Origin of the sequence: Sulfitobacter sp. SK025, from assembly GCF_003352105.1 — a bacterium.
GTDB classification, from domain to species: domain Bacteria; phylum Pseudomonadota; class Alphaproteobacteria; order Rhodobacterales; family Rhodobacteraceae; genus Sulfitobacter; species Sulfitobacter pontiacus.
In genome coordinates, this window is sequence record NZ_CP025808.1 from 137,570 (window position 1) to 155,352 (window position 17,783).

Genomic DNA, 17,783 nt, shown 5'->3' on the forward strand with positions numbered 1-17,783 from the left:
CTCGTCTTATTCTGGATAGAGACAGCGGCGGATCGCTTCGATCCCGCGCGTTGTCTCTTCTTTTGGGGCGACCATCGCCACCCGAATATATTGTTTCCCGGGGTTTTCGCCGTTCACGCTTTGCGCCAGATAGCCGCCCGGCAGCACCCGCACGCCGGTTTCACGCCAGAGTTTCAGCGCCGCAGCTTCGTCATCTTCCACCGGCAACCACAAAAAGAACCCTGCCTCGGGGCTTTGGTACCCGGGGACGTTGCCGAGAATACGGTCGGCGACCTCGTACTTCTCGATGTAAAGCGCGCGGTTCTCGGCCACATGGGCTTCGTCGTCCCAGACCGCAGCCGACGCCGCTTGCAACGGCAACGGCAGCGGAGCACCGGCATAGTTCCGCAGCTGCTTGATCTCGCGCATGGTATTGGCACCCGACGCGACAAAGCCGGACCGCAGCCCGGGCAGGTTCGACCGTTTCGACAGCGAATGGAAAATCACCACACGATCCGGATCGGCCCCGACCTCTTGCGCGACTTGTAGCGCCCCGACGGGCGGCGTGTCGCGGTAGATCTCTGAATAGCATTCATCCGCGAAAATCTTGAAATCGTATTTTTCTGCCAGCGCGATCAGATCGGTCCAATACGCACGGGTGGCCACGGCCCCCTGCGGGTTGGCGGGCGAGCAGATATAGGCCGCGGTGGTCCGGTTCAGCACATCTTCGGGCAGGCTGGCAAAATCGGGCAAATGCCCTGTTTCGCGCGTGGCAGGCACCATCACCGGATCAGCGGCACCGGAAATCGCGGCGATCATATAGACCTGATAGAACGGGTTCGGCATCAGAATGGCGGGCTTGCGGCCATTCTTCGTCTCGGGACAGGTGGCCATGACGGCGTTATACAGCCCTTCGCGGGTGCCGTTCAGCGGCATCACCTGCGTGTCCGCATCCACATTCACACCGTAGCGTCGGTTGATCCATCCGGCAATCGCGCCGCGTAACCGGGGCGTGCCGTCGTTGGCCGGGTAGCTGTTAAATCCGGCAGCATTTTCGGCAATCACATCGGTGACCCATGCCGGAAAAGCATGTTTCGGCTCGCCAATCGTCATGTGGATCGGCGTGCCACCGCCTTCATGCGCATCAAGCAATGCGCGCAGGCGCGGCCACGCGTGGGCCGGAAGGTTCGAAAACCGCTCGGGGTACATCATTTCACTGCCTCGGGTTCGGGATCATTCACGCCCCGTTTGTTCCAGAGTACCCAAGGGCTTGCCCCGCGTCCAGACATTGCAGGACGCAGGGCAAGGTTTGTGTCATTTAGGCCAATGCGTCTTCGGCGGCTGCGGCAATGCGCAGCAGGTGCTCTTCGCCAAAGGGCTGGCCCATCAGCATGATCCCGCAGGATGGGGTGCCCGTGGGCAGGGTCACCGCCGCCAGCCCCATAAGATTCCCGATACGCGTGTTGCGCAGGGTCATAAGGTTGGCAGAGACGTAATAGTCATGCTCGGTTTCCAGCCGGTCCAGTTTGGGGGGTAACAGCGGTGCGGTGGGGATCAGCACCGCGTCATAGCCCGCCACAGCTTTCACATAGGCCGCGCGGATCTGGTCAATCTTGGCCCAGGCCGCCACATAATCAGGGCCGGAGTGGGATTTACCCAGACGGAACCTTTCAAGGATTTCGCCATACATCGCATCCGGGTTCGCCTCGATCACGTCGCGCCACAGGCCGTAGGCTTCGGCGGTGTAAAGGCACCCGCTCAGCGGCATCGCCTCTTTAATTGGCTCGAAATCGATGTCCTCGATCACCGCGCCGGCCTCCTTTAGCCGCGCGACGGCATCGTCGAAAGCCGCCGCGGGGGCGTCTTCAATATCGTCGAACGCCACAGTTCGCAGGATCGCAAAGCGACGCCCTTCGATGTCGGTGCTGCCCATGTCCATCGGCTTGGACCCTTCGGTGAGCGCCAGCAACAGGCTCGCATCCTCGACCGAGCGGCAAAGCGGGCCCACCGTGTCGAACTTGGCCGCCAGCGGCACGGCCCCCTCAAGCGACACACGGCCCGAGGTGGTTTTCAGCCCCACAAGATCGTTCCACGCGGCAGGCACCCGCACCGATCCGCCGGTATCCGACCCGATCGCCGCCGCCGCCAGACCGAAAGCGACAGAAGCCGCAGCCCCGGACGACGACCCGCCCGACACGGCAGCTTCATCGTTCACGCAAGGGGGAGTGGCGGTGCTGGGGTTATACCCGAGCCCCGAAAACGCCAGCTCGCTCATATGGGTCTTGCCCAGACAGACCAACCCCATCGCGGTGGCATTCGCCAACACGCGCGCGTCGCGGTCCGGCACGCGGTCTTTCAGCAGGGCGCTGCCCGCCTCTGTCGCGATCCCGGCGGTGTCGAACAGGTCTTTCCAGCTGATCGGCACCCCGTCCAGTGGCGACAAACGCTGCCCCGCGCGCGCGCGATCCCGCGCGGCTCCGGCCTCGGCCAGGGCCCGGTCGGCGGTCACGCGGGCATAGATACGATCCCGCAGGGGGTGGGCGTCGATCGCGTCAAGATAGGTCTGACACAGCACAACAGGGTCGATCTGGCCGTCCCCGATGCCCCGTCCCAGATCTGCGGCTGTCATGGTTAACCACTCTTGCATGTTGCTTCCTCGAATAATGCTTTGGAAAAGGGACGGTAGCGACGCCAGCGCGCATGGACAATCCCTGCTGCACGCCCATATCTAAAGCTATGGATTTTGATACAGATATCGCAATCGTCGGTGGTGGGCTGAATGGCCCGTCACTTGCCTTGGCTTTTGCGCAGATCGGGCTGCGGATCACATTGATCGACAGGCTGCCCGCTGCCACGCGGGAAGATGCGGCGTTTGACGGGCGATCCTATGCGCTGGCGTTGACCTCGACACGGATGCTCGGGGCGCTCGGGATCTGGGAGGGCGTGAAACCCCACGCGCAACCGATGCTCGAGATCAAAGTGACGGACGGGCGCGCGGGCGAAGGCCCCTCCCCTTTCTTCATGCATTTCGATCACGCAGAGATCGAAGAAGGGCCGATGGGCCATATGGTCGAGGACCGCCACCTGCGGCGCGCCTTGGCAGAAGCGGTGAGCGCTGAGGCCCGCATCACGCGGTTGGACGGCGAAACGGTCATCGCGCAAGACGCCGCCCCGGCGGGCGTCACCCTGACACTGGAAGACGGCAAGACCCTGCGCACGCGTCTGGTTGTCGGCGCGGATGGTCGCGCCTCGGGCACCGCCACGCGGGCGGGGATCAAACGCATCGGCTGGGATTATGCGCAAACCGCGCTGGTCTGCGCCATCGCCCATGATAAACCCCATCACGGGGTCGCGCATCAGTTCTTTATGCCCCCCGGTCCGCTGGCGATCCTGCCGCTGACCGAAAACCGGTCCTCCATCGTCTGGAGCGAGACCGCCGCCAACGCAGCGCATATCCACGCGCTGCCGGACGAGGGATACCTCGACGTGCTTCGCCCTCGCTTTGGTGATTTTCTGGGTGAGATTTCCCTTGCCGGTGCGCGGTACACTTACCCGCTGAGCCTATCGCTGGCGCATTCGATGGTGGCACCGCGTGTCGCGCTGCTGGGGGATGCCGCACATGGGGTGCACCCGATTGCCGGTCAGGGGTTGAACGCCGGCATGCGCGATGTCGCCGCGCTGGCAGAGGTGATCGCTGATGCGCAACGGCGCGGGCAGGATGTCGGCAGCACCACGGTGCTTGAGCAATATCAGCTGTGGCGTCGCTTTGATAACACCGCGCTGGCATTGGCGACGGACAGCTTCAACCGGTTGTTTTCCAACGACAACCCGCTGCTGCGTCTTGCACGTGATGTGGGGATGGCGGCGATTAACGCCCTGCCCGATGCCCGTCGCGGTTTCATGCGCGAGGCGGCGGGGCTGACGGGCACCCTGCCCCGTCTGATGCAGGGTAAGGCGCTTTAGGGGGCAGCCTACCCCCGGCGGGTCAGTCGATAACCCGCGCTTCGTCCACCAGCATCACGGGGATACCGTTGCGGATCGGATAGGCAAGACCGGCCGCTTCCGAGATCAGCTCTTGCTTGTCGGCGTCATAGGTCAGGCGCATCTGCGTGCGGGGGCAAATCAGCGCCTCTAGCATGCGGCGGTCGAATGGTATCTCTTCGGCGTTCAATTCATCATCTCCCCTTCTTGGCCACCCCGCAGGGTGTATTCGATCAACGTCAGCAACGTCTCGCGTCGGGTAGAGAGGGATGGTGCCTCGAGCAAGGCCTGTTTGTCTTCGCAGTCAAGATCCAGCATCATCGACAGTGAATTGATCAACAGTTCATCGTCGGCCTCTTGCAACGTATCCCAATCTGCCGACAGGTTTCGCGCGTCGAAGTAACGGCCAAGCGTGTTCAGGAAATTATCGCGGTCGAAACTGCTGTCCTGTTCATCCTTGCCAAGATCGCGTTCAAACCCGTCCCAGTTGACATCGCAACGGCGGTAGGGCGCGAAGCCTTCGACCTCTTTCACCACCCGGAAACGCGAGATCCCCGCGAGGGTGATCATATAGCGCCCGTCCTCAGTCTCGGAAAACTGGGTGATCCGCCCGGCGCAACCAATGGTTTGCAGCCCCGGACCGTCGCGCCCCGGCACCACATTGGGCTGCACCATGCCGATCAATCGCCCCGGCGTTTTCAGACTGTCTTCGATCATCTGCAGATAGCGCGGTTCAAAGATATGCAGCGGCAACCGCGAGCGCGGCAGCAGCAATGCGCCCGACAACGGGAAGATCGCGATTGTGTCTGGCAGGTCCGATTGCTGTATCATGTAAGCTTACCTAGGGCGCGCACAGCCTTATGCAAATATCATAGAGCTAAGTTTACGACGACCATTCAGCGCAATCGGATCATTGGGTTTCAACGCCTCGAAAATGGTGAACAATTGCGTCTTGGCGGCGCCGTCATTCCATTCACGATCCTTGCCGAAAAGCGTCAGCAGTTGATCCACAGCGGCCTGCGTGTCGCCATGCGCATAAAGCGCCTGCGCCAGATCGAAACGCGCCTGCATGTCATTAGGGTTGGCATCCACCGCCGCCTGAAGCTCTGCCACGGGGCCCGCATCGGCTGCCTGTCGTGCCAGTTGAAGCTGCGCATGCGCGGCCTCAAGCTCGGGCGCTTTAGAGATTTCGATGGGTGCGCCGTTCAGATGCGCTTCGGCCTGATCAAGCTGATCCAACGCGATATAGGCGCGCACCATCCCGCCATAAGCACCGGCATGGTTCGGGTCTTCGCCCAGGATCGCGGCAAAAGTGTCCAGCGCGTCCTGCGCCGCCCCTTCGGCAAGCATGTCATCCGCGGCGGCCACGGCCTCTGACAGCTCTTCACCGGGGGCTTCGCCGCCGCCCGCTTTGATCACGCGGTCGATGAACGCCTTGATCTCGGACTGTGGCAGGGCCCCCTGAAAACCGTCAACCGGCTGGCCCTTGAAGAAAGCATAAACGGTCGGGATCGACTGGATCTGCAACTGGCCTGCGATCTGTTGGGCCTCGTCAACGTTGATCTTGACCATCTTGACCGCGCCTTTGGCCGCGCGCACCGCGTCTTCGAGCATCGGGCCAAGGGTTTTACACGGGCCGCACCACGGGGCCCAGAAATCGACAATCACCGGCACCGTTTGCGATGCCTCGACAACATCGGCCATGAAGGTCGCTTCGCTCGTGTCTTTGATCAGATCGGCATCACCGGCACCGGCGGGGGAAAGGTTCAAATCCATCATATCAAAATCCTCGCTTGGGGTTGCCCTTTATATGAGGGCGCGTCTGTCTATTTCAAAGGTCGAATGTCGCAAAGACCGGCGCGTGGTCGCTGGGCTTTTCCCAACCACGGGCGTCGCGCAACACGCGGCTGGAATGTGCCGCGCCCGAGATATCGGGCGTTGCCCAGACGTGATCCAACCGGCGGCCCTTGTCTGCCGCATCCCAATCCTTGGCGCGGTAGGACCACCAGCTGTACAGGTTGCCTTGCGGGATATCCTGCCGCGTTACGTCAACAAAACCACCGGCGTCCTGCGTCTCGGCAAGCTTTTCGACCTCTATCGGTGTGTGGCTTACCACCTTGAGCAGCTTCTTGTGATCCCAGACATCATCCTCGCGCGGTGCGATGTTCAGGTCGCCCACCAGAATGGATTTCTCGGGCTTGTCGCCGTGGAACCAGTCGCGCATGTCCGCCAGATAATCGAGCTTCTGGCCAAACTTCTCGTTCACCTCGCGGTCGGGCACGTCGCCGCCAGCGGGCACATAGAAGTTATGCACCGTCACCCCGTTTTCGAGCTTTGCCGCAACATGGCGCGCGTGGCCCAGCGTCGCAAAGTCCTGATCACCGGCATCCACCAAGGGCAAGCGCGACAGGATTGCCACACCATTGTATCCTTTTTGCCCTCGTGCCACCATGTGGGTGTAGCCCGCTTCGATGAAGGCCGCGGTGGGGATTTTGTCGACCGGGCTTTTGCATTCCTGCAAACACAGCACGTCTGGCCCATGTTCAGCCAGCAGCTTGAGCACAATCGGTTCGCGCAACCGGACAGAGTTGATATTCCATGTGGCCAGCGTGAAAGGCATGAGGCAGCTCCCTTGGGTCAGATCGCGCGCACCCTACCGCGAAATACGCAGCGTCCACCATGCCGAATTACCGGCACTTCCGGGCTGCGGACAAAAAAAGACCGGGCACAAAGGCCCGGCCTAGTCCAACAGGGAGGTATGTATCATTTCCCGGATACAAACTTCGGGTTCAAACCGATCGACGGGTCATGAAAACCCCGTCTCTCGCAGGAATAACCAGCGGCACCCGCTTGGGTTCCACAATTATGAAATAATTCTGTATCCACCTGATTCAGTTAACAAAATTCTTGCGTTGGAGGGATCAGGCTCGATCTTCTGGCGCAGGCGGTAGATGTGGGTTTCCAACGTGTGCGTAGTGACACCGGCGTTATAGCCCCAAACCTCGTGCAAAAGCGTGTCGCGCGGGACGACGCCCGCGGCAGCACGGTATAGGAACTTGAGGATATTCGTCTCTTTTTCGGTCAGCCTGATTTTCTTGTCGTCTTCGGTGATCAGCAACTTGGCCGACGGCTTGAACGTATAGGGCCCAAGCTGGAAAATCGCTTCTTCGGATTGTTCGTGCTGGCGCAGCTGTGCTCGGATGCGCGCCAAGAGAACGGGGAATTTGAACGGTTTGGTGACGTAATCATTCGCGCCTGCATCAAGACCCATGATCGTATCCGCGTCACTGTCATGCCCCGTCAGCATCAGAATCGGGCTTTTCACGCCTTGGGTGCGCAGGTCGCGACACAGGTCACGCCCGTCGATATCCGGCAACCCAACATCCAGAATGACCAGATCATACAAGGCTTCGGCGGCGCGGGTTTTGGCGTCTGCGCCATTGCCTGCTTCGAATACATCAAAGTCTTCGGTCAGCAATAATTGCTCGCTCAGCGCGTCGCGCAGGTCGTCGTCATCATCTACGAGCAAGATTTTCTTTAGCTGGGCCATATCAACTCATCCTCTACAACTTCACTTTAGATGTGTTCACAAAGCCGTGCGTGCAAGAGTAGCAGGTGTTTGATCACACGACCGTGCGAAATTGTCGCGCAATGTTTCAATCCGCCGGTTTCTGCAGTAAGAAATGTGACAACATAACATGAAAGATTTCAAATCATGGTTTTTGGGCCCGATATAACCGAGCAACTGGCACGCGCCCGTGCGGACCTGCGTTTGGGCGTTCCCATTGTACTGGCGGGATCGCGGCCGGTTCTGGTTATGGCGGCCGAAACGCTGACACCCGCGCGGCTGACCGGCCTGCTGGCCATGGGCGGCGAACCGGTGCTGGCGATCAGCGCCCGACGCGCCGAAACCCTGAAAGCGCGCGCCTACGATGGCAGCTTTGCGCGGGTCCTACTGCCACGGGACGCCACATTGCGGTGGGTGAAATCCATCGCGGATCCGGCGGACGATCTGCGCAGCCCCCTGAAAGGCCCCCTGGCCTGCGCACGTGGGGGCGATGCAACGCCGCACGGCTTGGCGATTGATCTGATCAAGTCAGCGCGCCTGCTGCCAGCTGCGGTGATCCTTGACCTTCCGGATGCAGGTCAGTTCGCCCAGCAAAACGGCCTGACGATGATTAACCTGAGCGCGGCACAACCGATCCTTGCCGCGCGCAGCCCCTTGCATCCGGTGGTGAATGCGCGTCTCCCGATGGAGGTGTCAGAGGCCGGACGCCTGCATATCTTCCGCCCCGACGACGGCGGAGAGGAACACTACGCCATCGAAATCGGCCGCCCCGATCGCAGCAAACCCGTGCTCGCGCGGCTGCATTCGGCCTGCTTTACCGGCGATATCATGGGCAGTCTGAAATGCGATTGCGGGCCACAGCTACATGCCGCGCTGACCCAGATGGGGACCGAAGGGCACGGCGTGTTGCTGTACCTCAACCAAGAGGGGCGCGGCATCGGACTGACCAACAAGATGCGTGCCTATTCTCTTCAGGATCAAGGCTTTGACACGGTCGAGGCGAACCACCGTCTGGGCTTTGAAGACGATGAACGGGATTTTCGATTGGGGTCGGACATCCTGACATCAATGGGGTTTTCGTCGGTGCGCCTGCTGACCAACAACCCCCGCAAGGTCGAGATGATGGAGGCAAGCGGCGTCAAAGTCGCAGAGCGCGTCCCTCTCAAGGTCGGCGAGAATAGCCACAACCACGCCTACCTTGCGACAAAAGCCGCCAAATCCGGGCACCTTCTGTGACACCCGACGATCTGGTCCTCACGCCGCGGGGCGTCCGGTTTCAGGGGCAGCTTTACCCCTGCACCATCGGCAAAACCGGGATCACCCACAATAAGCGCGAGGGCGACAAAGCGACGCCTGCGGGCATTCACCGGATTGTCGGTATGCTCTACCGTCCCGACCGCATTCCCGCCCCTGTGCCGTGGGCGATGCCGATTGGCCCGCGTGATCTTTGGTCTGATGACGGGACGCAAGACGACTATAATAGCCTTGTGCAGGCCCCCTACCCGCACAGCCACGAGGTTCTGCGCCGTGCCGATCCCCTATACGATCTGGTGATCTTGACCAATTGGAACTGGCCCGATGCCGTTGCAGGGCGCGGGTCGGCGATCTTTATCCACCAGCAGCGCCGACCGGGCTATCCCACCGAAGGCTGCGTCGCGTTTTCACGCGCGCACCTTCATGACATAGCGGCACGGCTGACCCGTCATAGCCGTTTGATCGTCTAGCAGGCAGCCTTAGCCCGCGCTGCGTTCCCCAAAGATAGCAGAGCCGACGCGCACATGGGTCGCACCAAGCGCGATGGCCTTTTCAAAGTCGCTGCTCATCCCCATCGACAAGTCGCCTACCCCGTTTCGCGCCGCAATCTTGGCCAGTAACGCAAAATGAAGCGCGGCTTCCTCGTCGACCGGCGGGATACACATCAATCCGCGCACGGGTAGATCAAGCGACTGACATTCCTTGATAAACGCATCCGCATCTGCCGGTAGGACGCCTGCCTTCTGTGCCTCTTCGCCGGTGTTCACCTGCACGAACATATCAGGGCAGCGCCCCAGTTCCTGCGCCAGCCGCGCGAAGGTTTGGGCCAATTTAGGACGGTCGAGCGTGTGGATCACGTCGAACAGCTCCATCGCGCTGCGCGCCTTGTTGCTTTGCAGCGGGCCGATCAGGTGCAAGCCCACTCCGTCATACTGTTGTTGAAAGGCGGGCCATTTGCCCTCCGCCTCTTGCACGCGGTTTTCGCCAAAATAACGGTGCCCTTCGTCCAGAACAGCCGCCACGCGGGTGTCCGGCTGCACCTTGCTCACCGCGATCAATTGGACGCTGCCCGGCGTGCGGCCTGCGTCAGCTTCGGCTTTGGCGATGCGGGATGTGATGTCGTGCAAGCTCATGTCAGTCGGCCCTCGTTGTTAAGGGCGCACAGAACAACAGCTTGGCGCAAAAGAAAAGGGGCAGACCAACGGCCTGCCCCTCTTTTAGACTGTATCGTTCAACTTAGAAGTTGAAGCGAACACCCAGGTCCGCAACCGTATGGCCCGCAAAAAGCTTCGCAACACCACCACGGAGCGACGTGCCGCCACCCAAGTCGTGGTTGAAATCGATACCGTAACCAGTGTTCTGCGTCGGCGTACCAAAGATGGTGTCCGCGTCAGAAATGTAGGCTTCGATATTTGTTGCTGCGCCAACATCAAAGCGTGCAGCCAACGTGAATTGATCACCGTTGGTGCCGTTATCTGCCCAAGCAAGGGAAACAAACGCTGGACCGATGTTACCACCAGCAGATGCTGCCAGTTCCGTATCGGACGCACTGTTGGAATCTTGACCACCCAGTGCAAATTTCCAACCGTTCCATGCGTATGCAACATATGCTGCAACACGCTCGTTTGCACCGTCTGATGCGGACACATGAACTGATAGGTCGCCAGCGGAGTACATAACCTCGACGGCGTTGTTGGTCGAAGCCGCGCCAGCACCGTCGGAGTCGTACGCGTCACCACCAAACCGGTAGGGTGAGTATTCGTATTGCAAACCGGTCAAACCCAAGTCGATCGGGTACATGCCAGGCATGAATTCCAAAGCGCCGAAGATGTTACCAACACCAACTTCTAAACCGCCGGAACGGGCAAAGAAACGAGGCGCGTTGATACCAGTACTGTTGTACGAACCATCACCAGCAGGTGGTCCGAAAATCTCGTCATTTTCCTGCTCGATCCGCACACGCGCACCAAACGTAACGCCAGCGTCCGATTCGGCTGTGGCGTCGATCTGAAGGCGGAAGCGGCTGGTGATATCCACAGAGCTGTCGCCAGTGCCGTCATCGCCGAATGTCTGGGCGATACCGTTGGCACCCGCTGCGCTTGAATATATAACACCAAAACGGCCGTAGCCGCCGAATGTAACGTCTGCAGCTGCAACGCCAGCGGTCGCAACCAGAGCTGTTGTAGCGAAGAGAACTTTTTTCATGAGTTATCCCTCGGTTTGAATTCATATGCCCATACCGGGGAATCCGGTAGAGGTATGAGTGTGTTTTCAGCGTTTGCCTTTGTTTTGGCAAGGATCGCGGAAGCCTTGGCATCATTGGAAAAAACTGTGATGCAGCTATGTCACAGTTGCGCAACCCCGCTGAATGCTCGGACCGGCCAAGAACGCAGATGCACAGGTGCCCTGTACTCTAGTATATACTGACATTGCGCTTGCCCACCGAACCCCGCTTGGATAGACCTGTGCCCAAACAGGCAAAGGACGGTCGAGATGGTGCGCAGTTCGGTATTCAAATCTACACTAGCCCTCGTGGTGGTCTCAGCGCTTGGCGCATGCGGTGGCCTGAACTTCGGCCCGCCCAACGACAACGACCCGAACCTCGGGCTGTCTCCGACGAACCCCAACTATGTCGAGACGAACCCAGACAACACCATTTGGGCGATCTTCAACCGCAAAGACAATGACACCAGCGTGTCGGTCAACAAATACCTGTGGTCCGCGTCGCTCGAAGTTCTCAACTTCCTGCCCGTGCAATCCATCGACCCCTATACCGGTGTGATCGTGACCGGCTATGGCACCCCCCCGGGGGGCAGCCAGTCCTACCGCGCGACGGTCCTGATTGATGATCCCGCGCTTGATGCACGGTCGCTGAACATCGCGCTGCAAACCCGTGGTGGCCGCACGGTCAGCAAAGCAACCTCTCGCGCGGTCGAAGACGCGATCCTGAGCCGTGCGCGTGAAATGCGCATTGCCGACGCCAAATTCTAAGCCCGCACCCGTCTATTCCCCATTATCACGCCGGGCCACGCGCTAGTCGCTCGCCCGGCGTTTTTCGTTGATAAGGTCTGCCAAGATGCCCTCCTACTCCCCCGCCGAAATCGAAGCCCGCTGGCAAGCCGCCTGGGAAAAGAACGATGTGTTCCAAGCGGTACGCAACGCCGACAAGCCGAAGTACTACGTGCTCGAGATGTTTCCCTATCCGTCGGGGCGCATCCACATGGGCCACGTGCGGAACTATACGATGGGCGACGTGATCGCGCGCTACAAGATCGCGACGGGGCATAACGTGCTGCACCCGATGGGCTGGGATGCCTTCGGGATGCCCGCTGAAAATGCCGCGATGGCGATTGGCGGTCACCCAAAAGACTGGACCTATGGCAATATCGCCGACATGCGCGACCAGATGAAACCGCTGGGGTTGTCGATCGACTGGTCGCGCGAATTTGCTACCTGCGACCCCGAATATTACGGCCAGCAGCAGGCGCTGTTCCTCGATTTCCTGTCGGAAGGGCTGGTCTATCGCAAGAACGCCATCGTGAACTGGGATCCGGTCGATATGACCGTTCTGGCCAACGAACAGGTCGAGGCAGGACGCGGCTGGCGTTCCGGCGCGCTGGTGGAACGTCGCGAGCTGACGCAATGGTTCTTTAAAATCTCCGACCACTCGGAAGAGCTGCTTGATGCGTTGGACACGCTTGATAACTGGCCCGCGAAGGTCAAGCTGATGCAGGCGAACTGGATAGGCAAATCGCGCGGTCTGCAATTCGCGTTCTCGACCATCGACGCGCCGGAAGGTTTCGACCGGATCGAAGTCTACACCACGCGCCCCGACACCCTGCTTGGCGCAAGCTTTGTCGGCATTTCACCCGATCACCCGCTGGCCAAACTGCTCGAGAAAGACAGTCCCGAAATCGCGGCCTTCTGTGCCGAATGTCGCAAGGGCGGCACGACCGAAGAAGCGATCGAGACTGCCGAAAAGCTGGGGATGGATACCGGCCTGCGTGTGCGCCACCCCTTCGATACCGCGTGGGAACTGCCCATCTATATCGCGAATTTCATCCTGATGGACTACGGCACGGGGGCGATCTTTGGCTGCCCCGCCCATGACGCACGGGACTTTGAATTCGCCACAAAATACGGGCTGCCGATCACGTCGACCTTCTTGCCGTCCGAGGACGCAGACCCAAAGCTCTCCGCGCCCTTCGTGCCGGCGAAATCCGAAAAAGTGTATTACAACGGCGGCTTTGCCGGCGAGAAATGGCAAACCGGCGAAGAGGCGATCATTGCGGCCATCGACGCCTGCGAAGCGCAGGGGGTGGGCCAAGGCGTGACCAAATACCGCCTGCGCGATTGGGGCCTGTCCCGGCAACGCTACTGGGGCTGCCCGATCCCGGTCGTGCATTGCGACACCTGCGGCGTGGTGCCCGAAAAGAAAGAGAACCTGCCGATCGAGCTGCCCTATGACGTCAGCTTTGACACGCCCGGCAACCCGTTGGACCGACACCCCACATGGCGCGACTGCGCCTGCCCGTCTTGCGGTGCGCCCGCGAAACGCGAAACCGATACGATGGACACATTCGTCGATTCCTCTTGGTATTTCGCCCGCTTCACCGCGCCACGTGCTGACACGCCGACCAATATGGCGGATGCGGGATACTGGATGAATGTGGACCAATATATCGGTGGCATCGAACACGCGATCCTGCACCTGCTGTATTCGCGCTTCTTCGCCCGCGCGATGCAGATCACCGGCCACCTGCCCGAAAAAGCGATTGAGCCGTTTAACGCGCTGTTCACGCAAGGCATGGTAACACATGAGATTTACCAGACCCGCGACGCAAATGACCGCCCCGTCTATCACCTGCCCGAAGATGTGACCGACGGTAAACTCGCCGATGGGACAGAGGTTGAAATCATCCCCTCGGCCAAGATGTCGAAGTCGAAGAAAAACGTGGTCGACCCGCTGGGGATCATCGCGAACTACGGGGCGGATACCGCCCGCTGGTTCGTTCTGTCCGATTCGCCTCCCGAACGCGATGTCGAATGGACCGCATCCGGGGCAGAAGCCGCGTATAAACACCTTAACCGCGTGTGGAACATCAGCACCCGCATCGCCGAGATGGACGATACCACCGCAGGCACTGGCGACGACGATCTGCTGCGCGCGATGCACAAGACCATCCACGATGTCACGATGGGGGTGGAATCCTTTGGCTTCAACGCCGCGATTGCCAAGCTTTATGCCTTTACCGCGACGTTGCAAAAATCCAAGGCGGGCAAAGCCGCACAGCGCGAAGCGATCATGACGCTGGCCCAGTTAATGGCCCCGATGACCCCCCACCTGGCAGAGGAAATCTGGACCGCGCAAGGCGGCGACGGTCTGATCACCACCTCGTCCTGGCCGCAAGCAGACGAAGCGATGCTGGTCGACGATACGGTGACCCTGCCGATCCAGATCAACGGCAAACGCCGCGCGGAAATTCAGGTACCTGCCGATATGCCGAAGGAAGAGGTTGAAAAGATCGCGCTAAGCCACGAAGCTGTCATTCGTACCCTTGATGGGGCCACGCCCAAAAAGGTCATCGTTGTGCCCGGACGGATCGTCAATGTCGTTGCTTAACCGCCGTTTTCTTATCGCATTGCCACTGCTGGTCCTGGCGGCCTGCGGGTTTCAACCCGTTTATGGCCCCGGCGGCACTGGCACGGCGCTGCAAAACGCGGTGCAGGTCGACGCGCCGAATGATGCCTATTCCTACACGCTCGTTCGCGAGATCGAGACGCGGTTGGGCCGCGCCGCCAGTCCGCGTTATGCTTTGGCCCTGACCGTCGATACCTCGGAAGAGGGGTTGGCGATCGACAGCGAAGACAACACCACACGGTATAATCTGGTCGGCAAGGTCGATTTCGCCCTGCGCAACCTCAGCAGTGGTCAGATCGAGGTATCAGGAAATGTCGAAAACTTTACCGGCTATTCCGCGACCGGTTCGACTGTTGCAACGCTCGCGGCAGAACGTGATGCCCAAAAACGCTTGATGGTCATGTTGGCCGACCAGCTGGTCACCCGCCTTTACGCGGCCGATCTGACCCCATGAAGCTGCCCCCGCGCGACGCGAATGCCTATTTCGCCAAGCCCGATCCGACGAAGACCGGGCTGCTGATCTATGGCGGCGATGCGATGCGCGTCGCGTTGAAACGGCAAACTTTCCTGAAAAACCTGCTGGGCCCCAATGCCGAAGAGGAAATGCGCCTGACCCGTATTCAGGCCGCTGACCTGCGGCGGGATGCGCCTATGTTGCTGGACGCGATCAAGGCCGTGGGTTTCTTTCCGGGGCCGCGCGCGGCTTTTGTGGAAGACGCCAACGACAATATCGCCAAAATCCTGACCGATGCGCTGGCCGACTGGCAGCCGGGCGACGCGCAGATCGTCGTGTCGGCGGGGGATCTGAAGAAAACCTCCAAGGTGCTCAAGGCGTTCGAGGCACATAAGAACGCTTTCGCCACTCCGATCTACGACAATCCGCCCGACCGGGCAGAGATTGAACGCGTGCTTGCCGAAGCAAAGCTCAGCCCCGAGGCGGATGCGATGGGGGCGCTTAGTGAATTGGCGCGGGTGCTTGATCCGGGCGATTTTCGTCAAATGGTCGATAAAATCACGCTTTATAAGATCGGCGACGCAGGCCCGCTCACGGCAGAGGATGTGGCCAACTGCGCCCCCACCTCGACAGAGGCAGAGGTCGACGACATTCTCCACGTCGTGGCAGAGGCGCGCGCGGGCGACATCGGCCCGGTGATGGCCAAGCTGCAGGCCCAAGGGGTGAACGCCGTGACGCTGATCATCATGGCGACACGTCATTTTCGCACGCTTTACCGCATCGCGAGCAATCCGGGCGGCCAGATCTGGGGCGTGCGCGACCGCGATCGCGCCATGCGTCAGGCCAAAAACTGGGGTGCGGCCAAACTGGAAACCGCACTGACCGTGCTGACAGACACCGACCTGACGCTTCGGTCAGCAGGCCAACACGCGCCGACGATGGCGCTGGTCGAACGCGCCTTTATCCGCCTCGCCATGCTGGGGGCACAACGCTAAATTCAGGTTAATTCTTGGGAGGGAATGTCGATGTATAAGGTAATCGGGGCAACCAAAACGCGGGCGATGCGGGTGATGTGGATGCTCGAGGAGTTGGGCCAGCCCTACGATCACCTGCCCTGTGCGCCACGTTCGGACGAGGCAAAGCAATACAACCCGTCCGGCAAAATTCCCGCACTTGTGGACGGCGACGACGTGCTGACCGATTCTGTCGCGATCATGCAGTATCTGGCGGACAAGCATGGCGCGCTGACAGCCCCCCCTGGCACCGCGGCCCGAGCGCATCAGGATGCGCTGACCTTCTGGCTGATCGACGAAATGGATGCGATCCTTTGGGCTGCGGCGAAACACAGCTTTGTTTTCCCGCAGGAACAGCGCGTCCCCGAGATCAAGGATAGCCTCAAAGCCGAATTCGCCCGCTCTGCTGCGATCCTGTCAGACAGGTTGGACGGACCGTTCCTGATGGGGGAGGAGGTCACCATACCGGATTTGCTGGCGACCCATTGCATCAACTGGTCCATCGGCGCGGGATTTGCGCGGGTGGATGACAAGCTGGGAAATTGGGCCAAGTCCATGCGTGACCGCCCCGCGTTCAAGGCCGCCGCCACCCGCGAAGGTTAACCCCGCTGCGCCCATGCGGCAGCGTGTTGGCCGGCCCATCGGCCTGTCGCAAGGCAGGCCGAGATCAGATACCCGCCCGTCGGGGCCTCCCAATCCAGCATTTCACCTGCAACGAAAACGCCGGGGCGGGCGTGTAGCATCAACCCGTCATCCAGCGCATCAAGCTTTACCCCGCCTGCGGTTGAAATCGCCTCGTCCAGCGGGCGCAGCCCTGCGTGTTTCACCGGCAGCGCTTTCAGCAACCTCGCCAAGTCAGTCGCGTTCGCCGGCAAGGGGCGCGCCATTTCCTGAAGCAGCGCAATTTTGGCCACATCCAGTTTGAGCGTTTTGCGCAGATAGTTTGCCACGCTCATCTTGCCACGTGGCTTAGCCAGCTTTTCGACCAGCGCCTCGCGGGATTGGTCCGGCAGCAGGTCCAGCATCAGCGGATGCCCTTCACGCAGCCCGCGCGACACGGTGTAGATCCCGCCGCCTTCCAATCCGCGGGCGGAAATAACCGCCTCCCCCCGCGATCGGTGGGTGCCTGATTTCAAGCCGATCCCTTTCAGCGCCGCGCCAAAATGCGCTTCCATATGCGGCGACCAGTTCATCGCGATTCCTGCATTGGCAGGCGCAAAAGGCGCGATATCGACGCCCGCGTCGCGCAGCGGCAAGGCCCAAGCACCGGTGGACCCCAAGCGTGACCAGCTTGCCCCGCCCATGGCCAGCACGGTGACATCGGCCGGCAAGCCTTTCATGCCGTCTGGCGTATCGAAGACCGGCGCGCCGTCTTCCCATCCGGTCCAACGCCAGCGGGTGTTCACCGCAACACCTGCATCGGCCAGCCGTGCCAGCCACGCACGCAGCAGCGGCGACGCCTTCATCACGGTCGGGAAAACCCGCCCGGTAGAGCCGGTGAATAGGGTTTGCCCCATTCCCTTGGCCCATTCCTGCACCGCCGTAGCATCGAAACTGTTGAGAATGGGTTCAAGCGGTTCTTTTGCCGTCGAAAAAGCGTTCAGGAATTTGGCGTGTTCTTCGGCCTTGGTGATATTCAGCCCCGATTTACCCGCCATCAACAGCTTGCGCCCGACGGATGGCTTGTGATCGCAGACCGTCACAGCCAAGCCTGCCGCGGCCATCATTTCGGCCGCCATCAGCCCTGCAGGCCCCGCGCCGATGACAACCCCGCGGCGGGCGGGCAAATTTTCTGATGTCATGACGTGCTCTTCCATTCGGGTTAAGGATATAGCTGTGAGTTACAGCGGCACCATTAACTTGACCTTAAACCAAATGCACGACGATCGTGCT

General features: G+C 60.5%; 18 protein-coding genes. 8 read left to right on the plus strand and 10 right to left on the minus strand.

What is annotated here, in order from left to right; translation table 11 throughout:
• Positions 1 to 6: 6 nt before the first annotated feature.
• Together C1J04_RS00625 and C1J04_RS00630 are read right to left on the minus strand one after the other, a co-directional pair.
• Positions 7 to 1,188 carry an aminotransferase class I/II-fold pyridoxal phosphate-dependent enzyme gene (locus tag C1J04_RS00625; protein WP_009825504.1) on the minus strand — a complete coding sequence of 394 codons (1,182 nt, stop codon included), beginning with the start codon at positions 1,186 to 1,188 and terminating at the stop codon, positions 7 to 9.
• Between the two features lie 109 nt (positions 1,189 to 1,297).
• Positions 1,298 to 2,626: an amidase gene (locus tag C1J04_RS00630; RefSeq protein WP_037953976.1), complete on the minus strand. Its 1,329-nt coding sequence runs from the start codon at positions 2,624 to 2,626 to the stop codon at positions 1,298 to 1,300.
• Between the two features lie 89 nt (positions 2,627 to 2,715).
• Between C1J04_RS00630 and C1J04_RS00635 the strand changes: the two genes are divergently transcribed.
• The gene (locus C1J04_RS00635) at positions 2,716 to 3,942 is read left to right on the plus strand and encodes an FAD-dependent monooxygenase (protein WP_009825506.1); all 1,227 of its coding nucleotides are present in this window, start codon (positions 2,716 to 2,718) and stop codon (positions 3,940 to 3,942) included.
• Between the two features lie 22 nt (positions 3,943 to 3,964).
• On the opposite strand, the gene C1J04_RS00640 is transcribed toward C1J04_RS00635, so the two are convergent.
• From C1J04_RS00640 to C1J04_RS00660, 5 genes are all read right to left on the minus strand, one after another.
• Positions 3,965 to 4,117, minus strand: coding sequence for a Trm112 family protein (locus tag C1J04_RS00640; protein ID WP_009825507.1), 153 nt, complete (start codon positions 4,115 to 4,117; stop codon positions 3,965 to 3,967).
• A gap of 29 nt (positions 4,118 to 4,146) precedes the next feature.
• Entirely contained in the window at positions 4,147 to 4,791 is a 645-nt protein-coding gene (locus C1J04_RS00645; RefSeq protein WP_005850355.1) for an LON peptidase substrate-binding domain-containing protein, read from the minus strand.
• Between the two features lie 27 nt (positions 4,792 to 4,818).
• Complete coding sequence (trxA, locus tag C1J04_RS00650) at positions 4,819 to 5,739, minus strand: thioredoxin (RefSeq protein ID WP_009825508.1); 921 nt, start codon at positions 5,737 to 5,739, stop codon at positions 4,819 to 4,821.
• A 52-nt stretch (positions 5,740 to 5,791) separates the two neighbouring features.
• A complete protein-coding gene (locus tag C1J04_RS00655; RefSeq protein WP_009825509.1) occupies positions 5,792 to 6,580 on the minus strand; it encodes an exodeoxyribonuclease III in 789 nt (262 codons plus the stop codon).
• Between the two features lie 243 nt (positions 6,581 to 6,823).
• On the minus strand, positions 6,824 to 7,510 hold the full coding sequence (locus tag C1J04_RS00660; RefSeq protein ID WP_005850360.1) for a response regulator transcription factor: 687 nt from the start codon (positions 7,508 to 7,510) through the stop codon (positions 6,824 to 6,826).
• A 165-nt stretch (positions 7,511 to 7,675) separates the two neighbouring features.
• Here C1J04_RS00660 and ribA point away from each other — a divergent pair, with 165 nt between their 5' ends.
• Together ribA and C1J04_RS00670 are read left to right on the plus strand one after the other, a co-directional pair.
• Positions 7,676 to 8,764 carry a GTP cyclohydrolase II gene (gene ribA / locus C1J04_RS00665; protein ID WP_009825510.1) on the plus strand — a complete coding sequence of 363 codons (1,089 nt, stop codon included), beginning with the start codon at positions 7,676 to 7,678 and terminating at the stop codon, positions 8,762 to 8,764.
• On the plus strand, positions 8,761 to 9,252 hold the full coding sequence (locus C1J04_RS00670) for a L,D-transpeptidase family protein (protein WP_009825511.1): 492 nt from the start codon (positions 8,761 to 8,763) through the stop codon (positions 9,250 to 9,252). Before ribA ends, C1J04_RS00670 begins: the two co-directional genes overlap by 4 nt.
• Positions 9,253 to 9,261: 9 nt before the next feature.
• Here the strand turns inward: C1J04_RS00670 and C1J04_RS00675 are convergent, their stop codons facing one another.
• Positions 9,262 to 9,915, minus strand: coding sequence for a YggS family pyridoxal phosphate-dependent enzyme (locus C1J04_RS00675; RefSeq protein WP_009825512.1), 654 nt, complete (start codon positions 9,913 to 9,915; stop codon positions 9,262 to 9,264).
• A 103-nt stretch (positions 9,916 to 10,018) separates the two neighbouring features.
• Positions 10,019 to 10,987 (minus strand): porin, encoded by a 969-nt coding sequence (locus C1J04_RS00680; RefSeq protein ID WP_009825513.1) that lies wholly within the window; start codon positions 10,985 to 10,987, stop codon positions 10,019 to 10,021.
• A 288-nt stretch (positions 10,988 to 11,275) separates the two neighbouring features.
• Between C1J04_RS00680 and C1J04_RS00685 the strand changes: the two genes are divergently transcribed.
• The 5 genes from C1J04_RS00685 (at position 11,276) to C1J04_RS00705 (ending at position 16,493) form a co-directional block, all read left to right on the plus strand.
• Positions 11,276 to 11,773, plus strand: a complete 498-nt coding sequence (locus tag C1J04_RS00685; protein WP_005850370.1) for a DUF3576 domain-containing protein — start codon at positions 11,276 to 11,278, stop codon at positions 11,771 to 11,773.
• An 85-nt stretch (positions 11,774 to 11,858) separates the two neighbouring features.
• Positions 11,859 to 14,405 (plus strand): leucine--tRNA ligase, encoded by a 2,547-nt coding sequence (leuS, locus tag C1J04_RS00690; RefSeq protein WP_009825515.1) that lies wholly within the window; start codon positions 11,859 to 11,861, stop codon positions 14,403 to 14,405.
• Positions 14,392 to 14,877, plus strand: a complete 486-nt coding sequence (lptE, locus tag C1J04_RS00695) for an LPS assembly lipoprotein LptE (RefSeq protein WP_009825516.1) — start codon at positions 14,392 to 14,394, stop codon at positions 14,875 to 14,877. The genes leuS and lptE overlap by 14 nt, the downstream gene beginning before the upstream one ends.
• Positions 14,874 to 15,872: a DNA polymerase III subunit delta gene (gene holA, locus C1J04_RS00700; protein WP_009825517.1), complete on the plus strand. Its 999-nt coding sequence runs from the start codon at positions 14,874 to 14,876 to the stop codon at positions 15,870 to 15,872. The genes lptE and holA overlap by 4 nt, the downstream gene beginning before the upstream one ends.
• A gap of 30 nt (positions 15,873 to 15,902) precedes the next feature.
• Positions 15,903 to 16,493, plus strand: coding sequence for a glutathione S-transferase family protein (locus tag C1J04_RS00705; protein ID WP_037942696.1), 591 nt, complete (start codon positions 15,903 to 15,905; stop codon positions 16,491 to 16,493).
• On the opposite strand, the gene C1J04_RS00710 is transcribed toward C1J04_RS00705, so the two are convergent.
• Complete coding sequence (locus C1J04_RS00710) at positions 16,490 to 17,692, minus strand: TIGR03862 family flavoprotein (RefSeq protein WP_037953983.1); 1,203 nt, start codon at positions 17,690 to 17,692, stop codon at positions 16,490 to 16,492. The two genes, C1J04_RS00705 and C1J04_RS00710, sit on opposite strands and share 4 nt — an antisense overlap.
• Between the last annotated feature and the right edge of the window lie 91 nt (positions 17,693 to 17,783).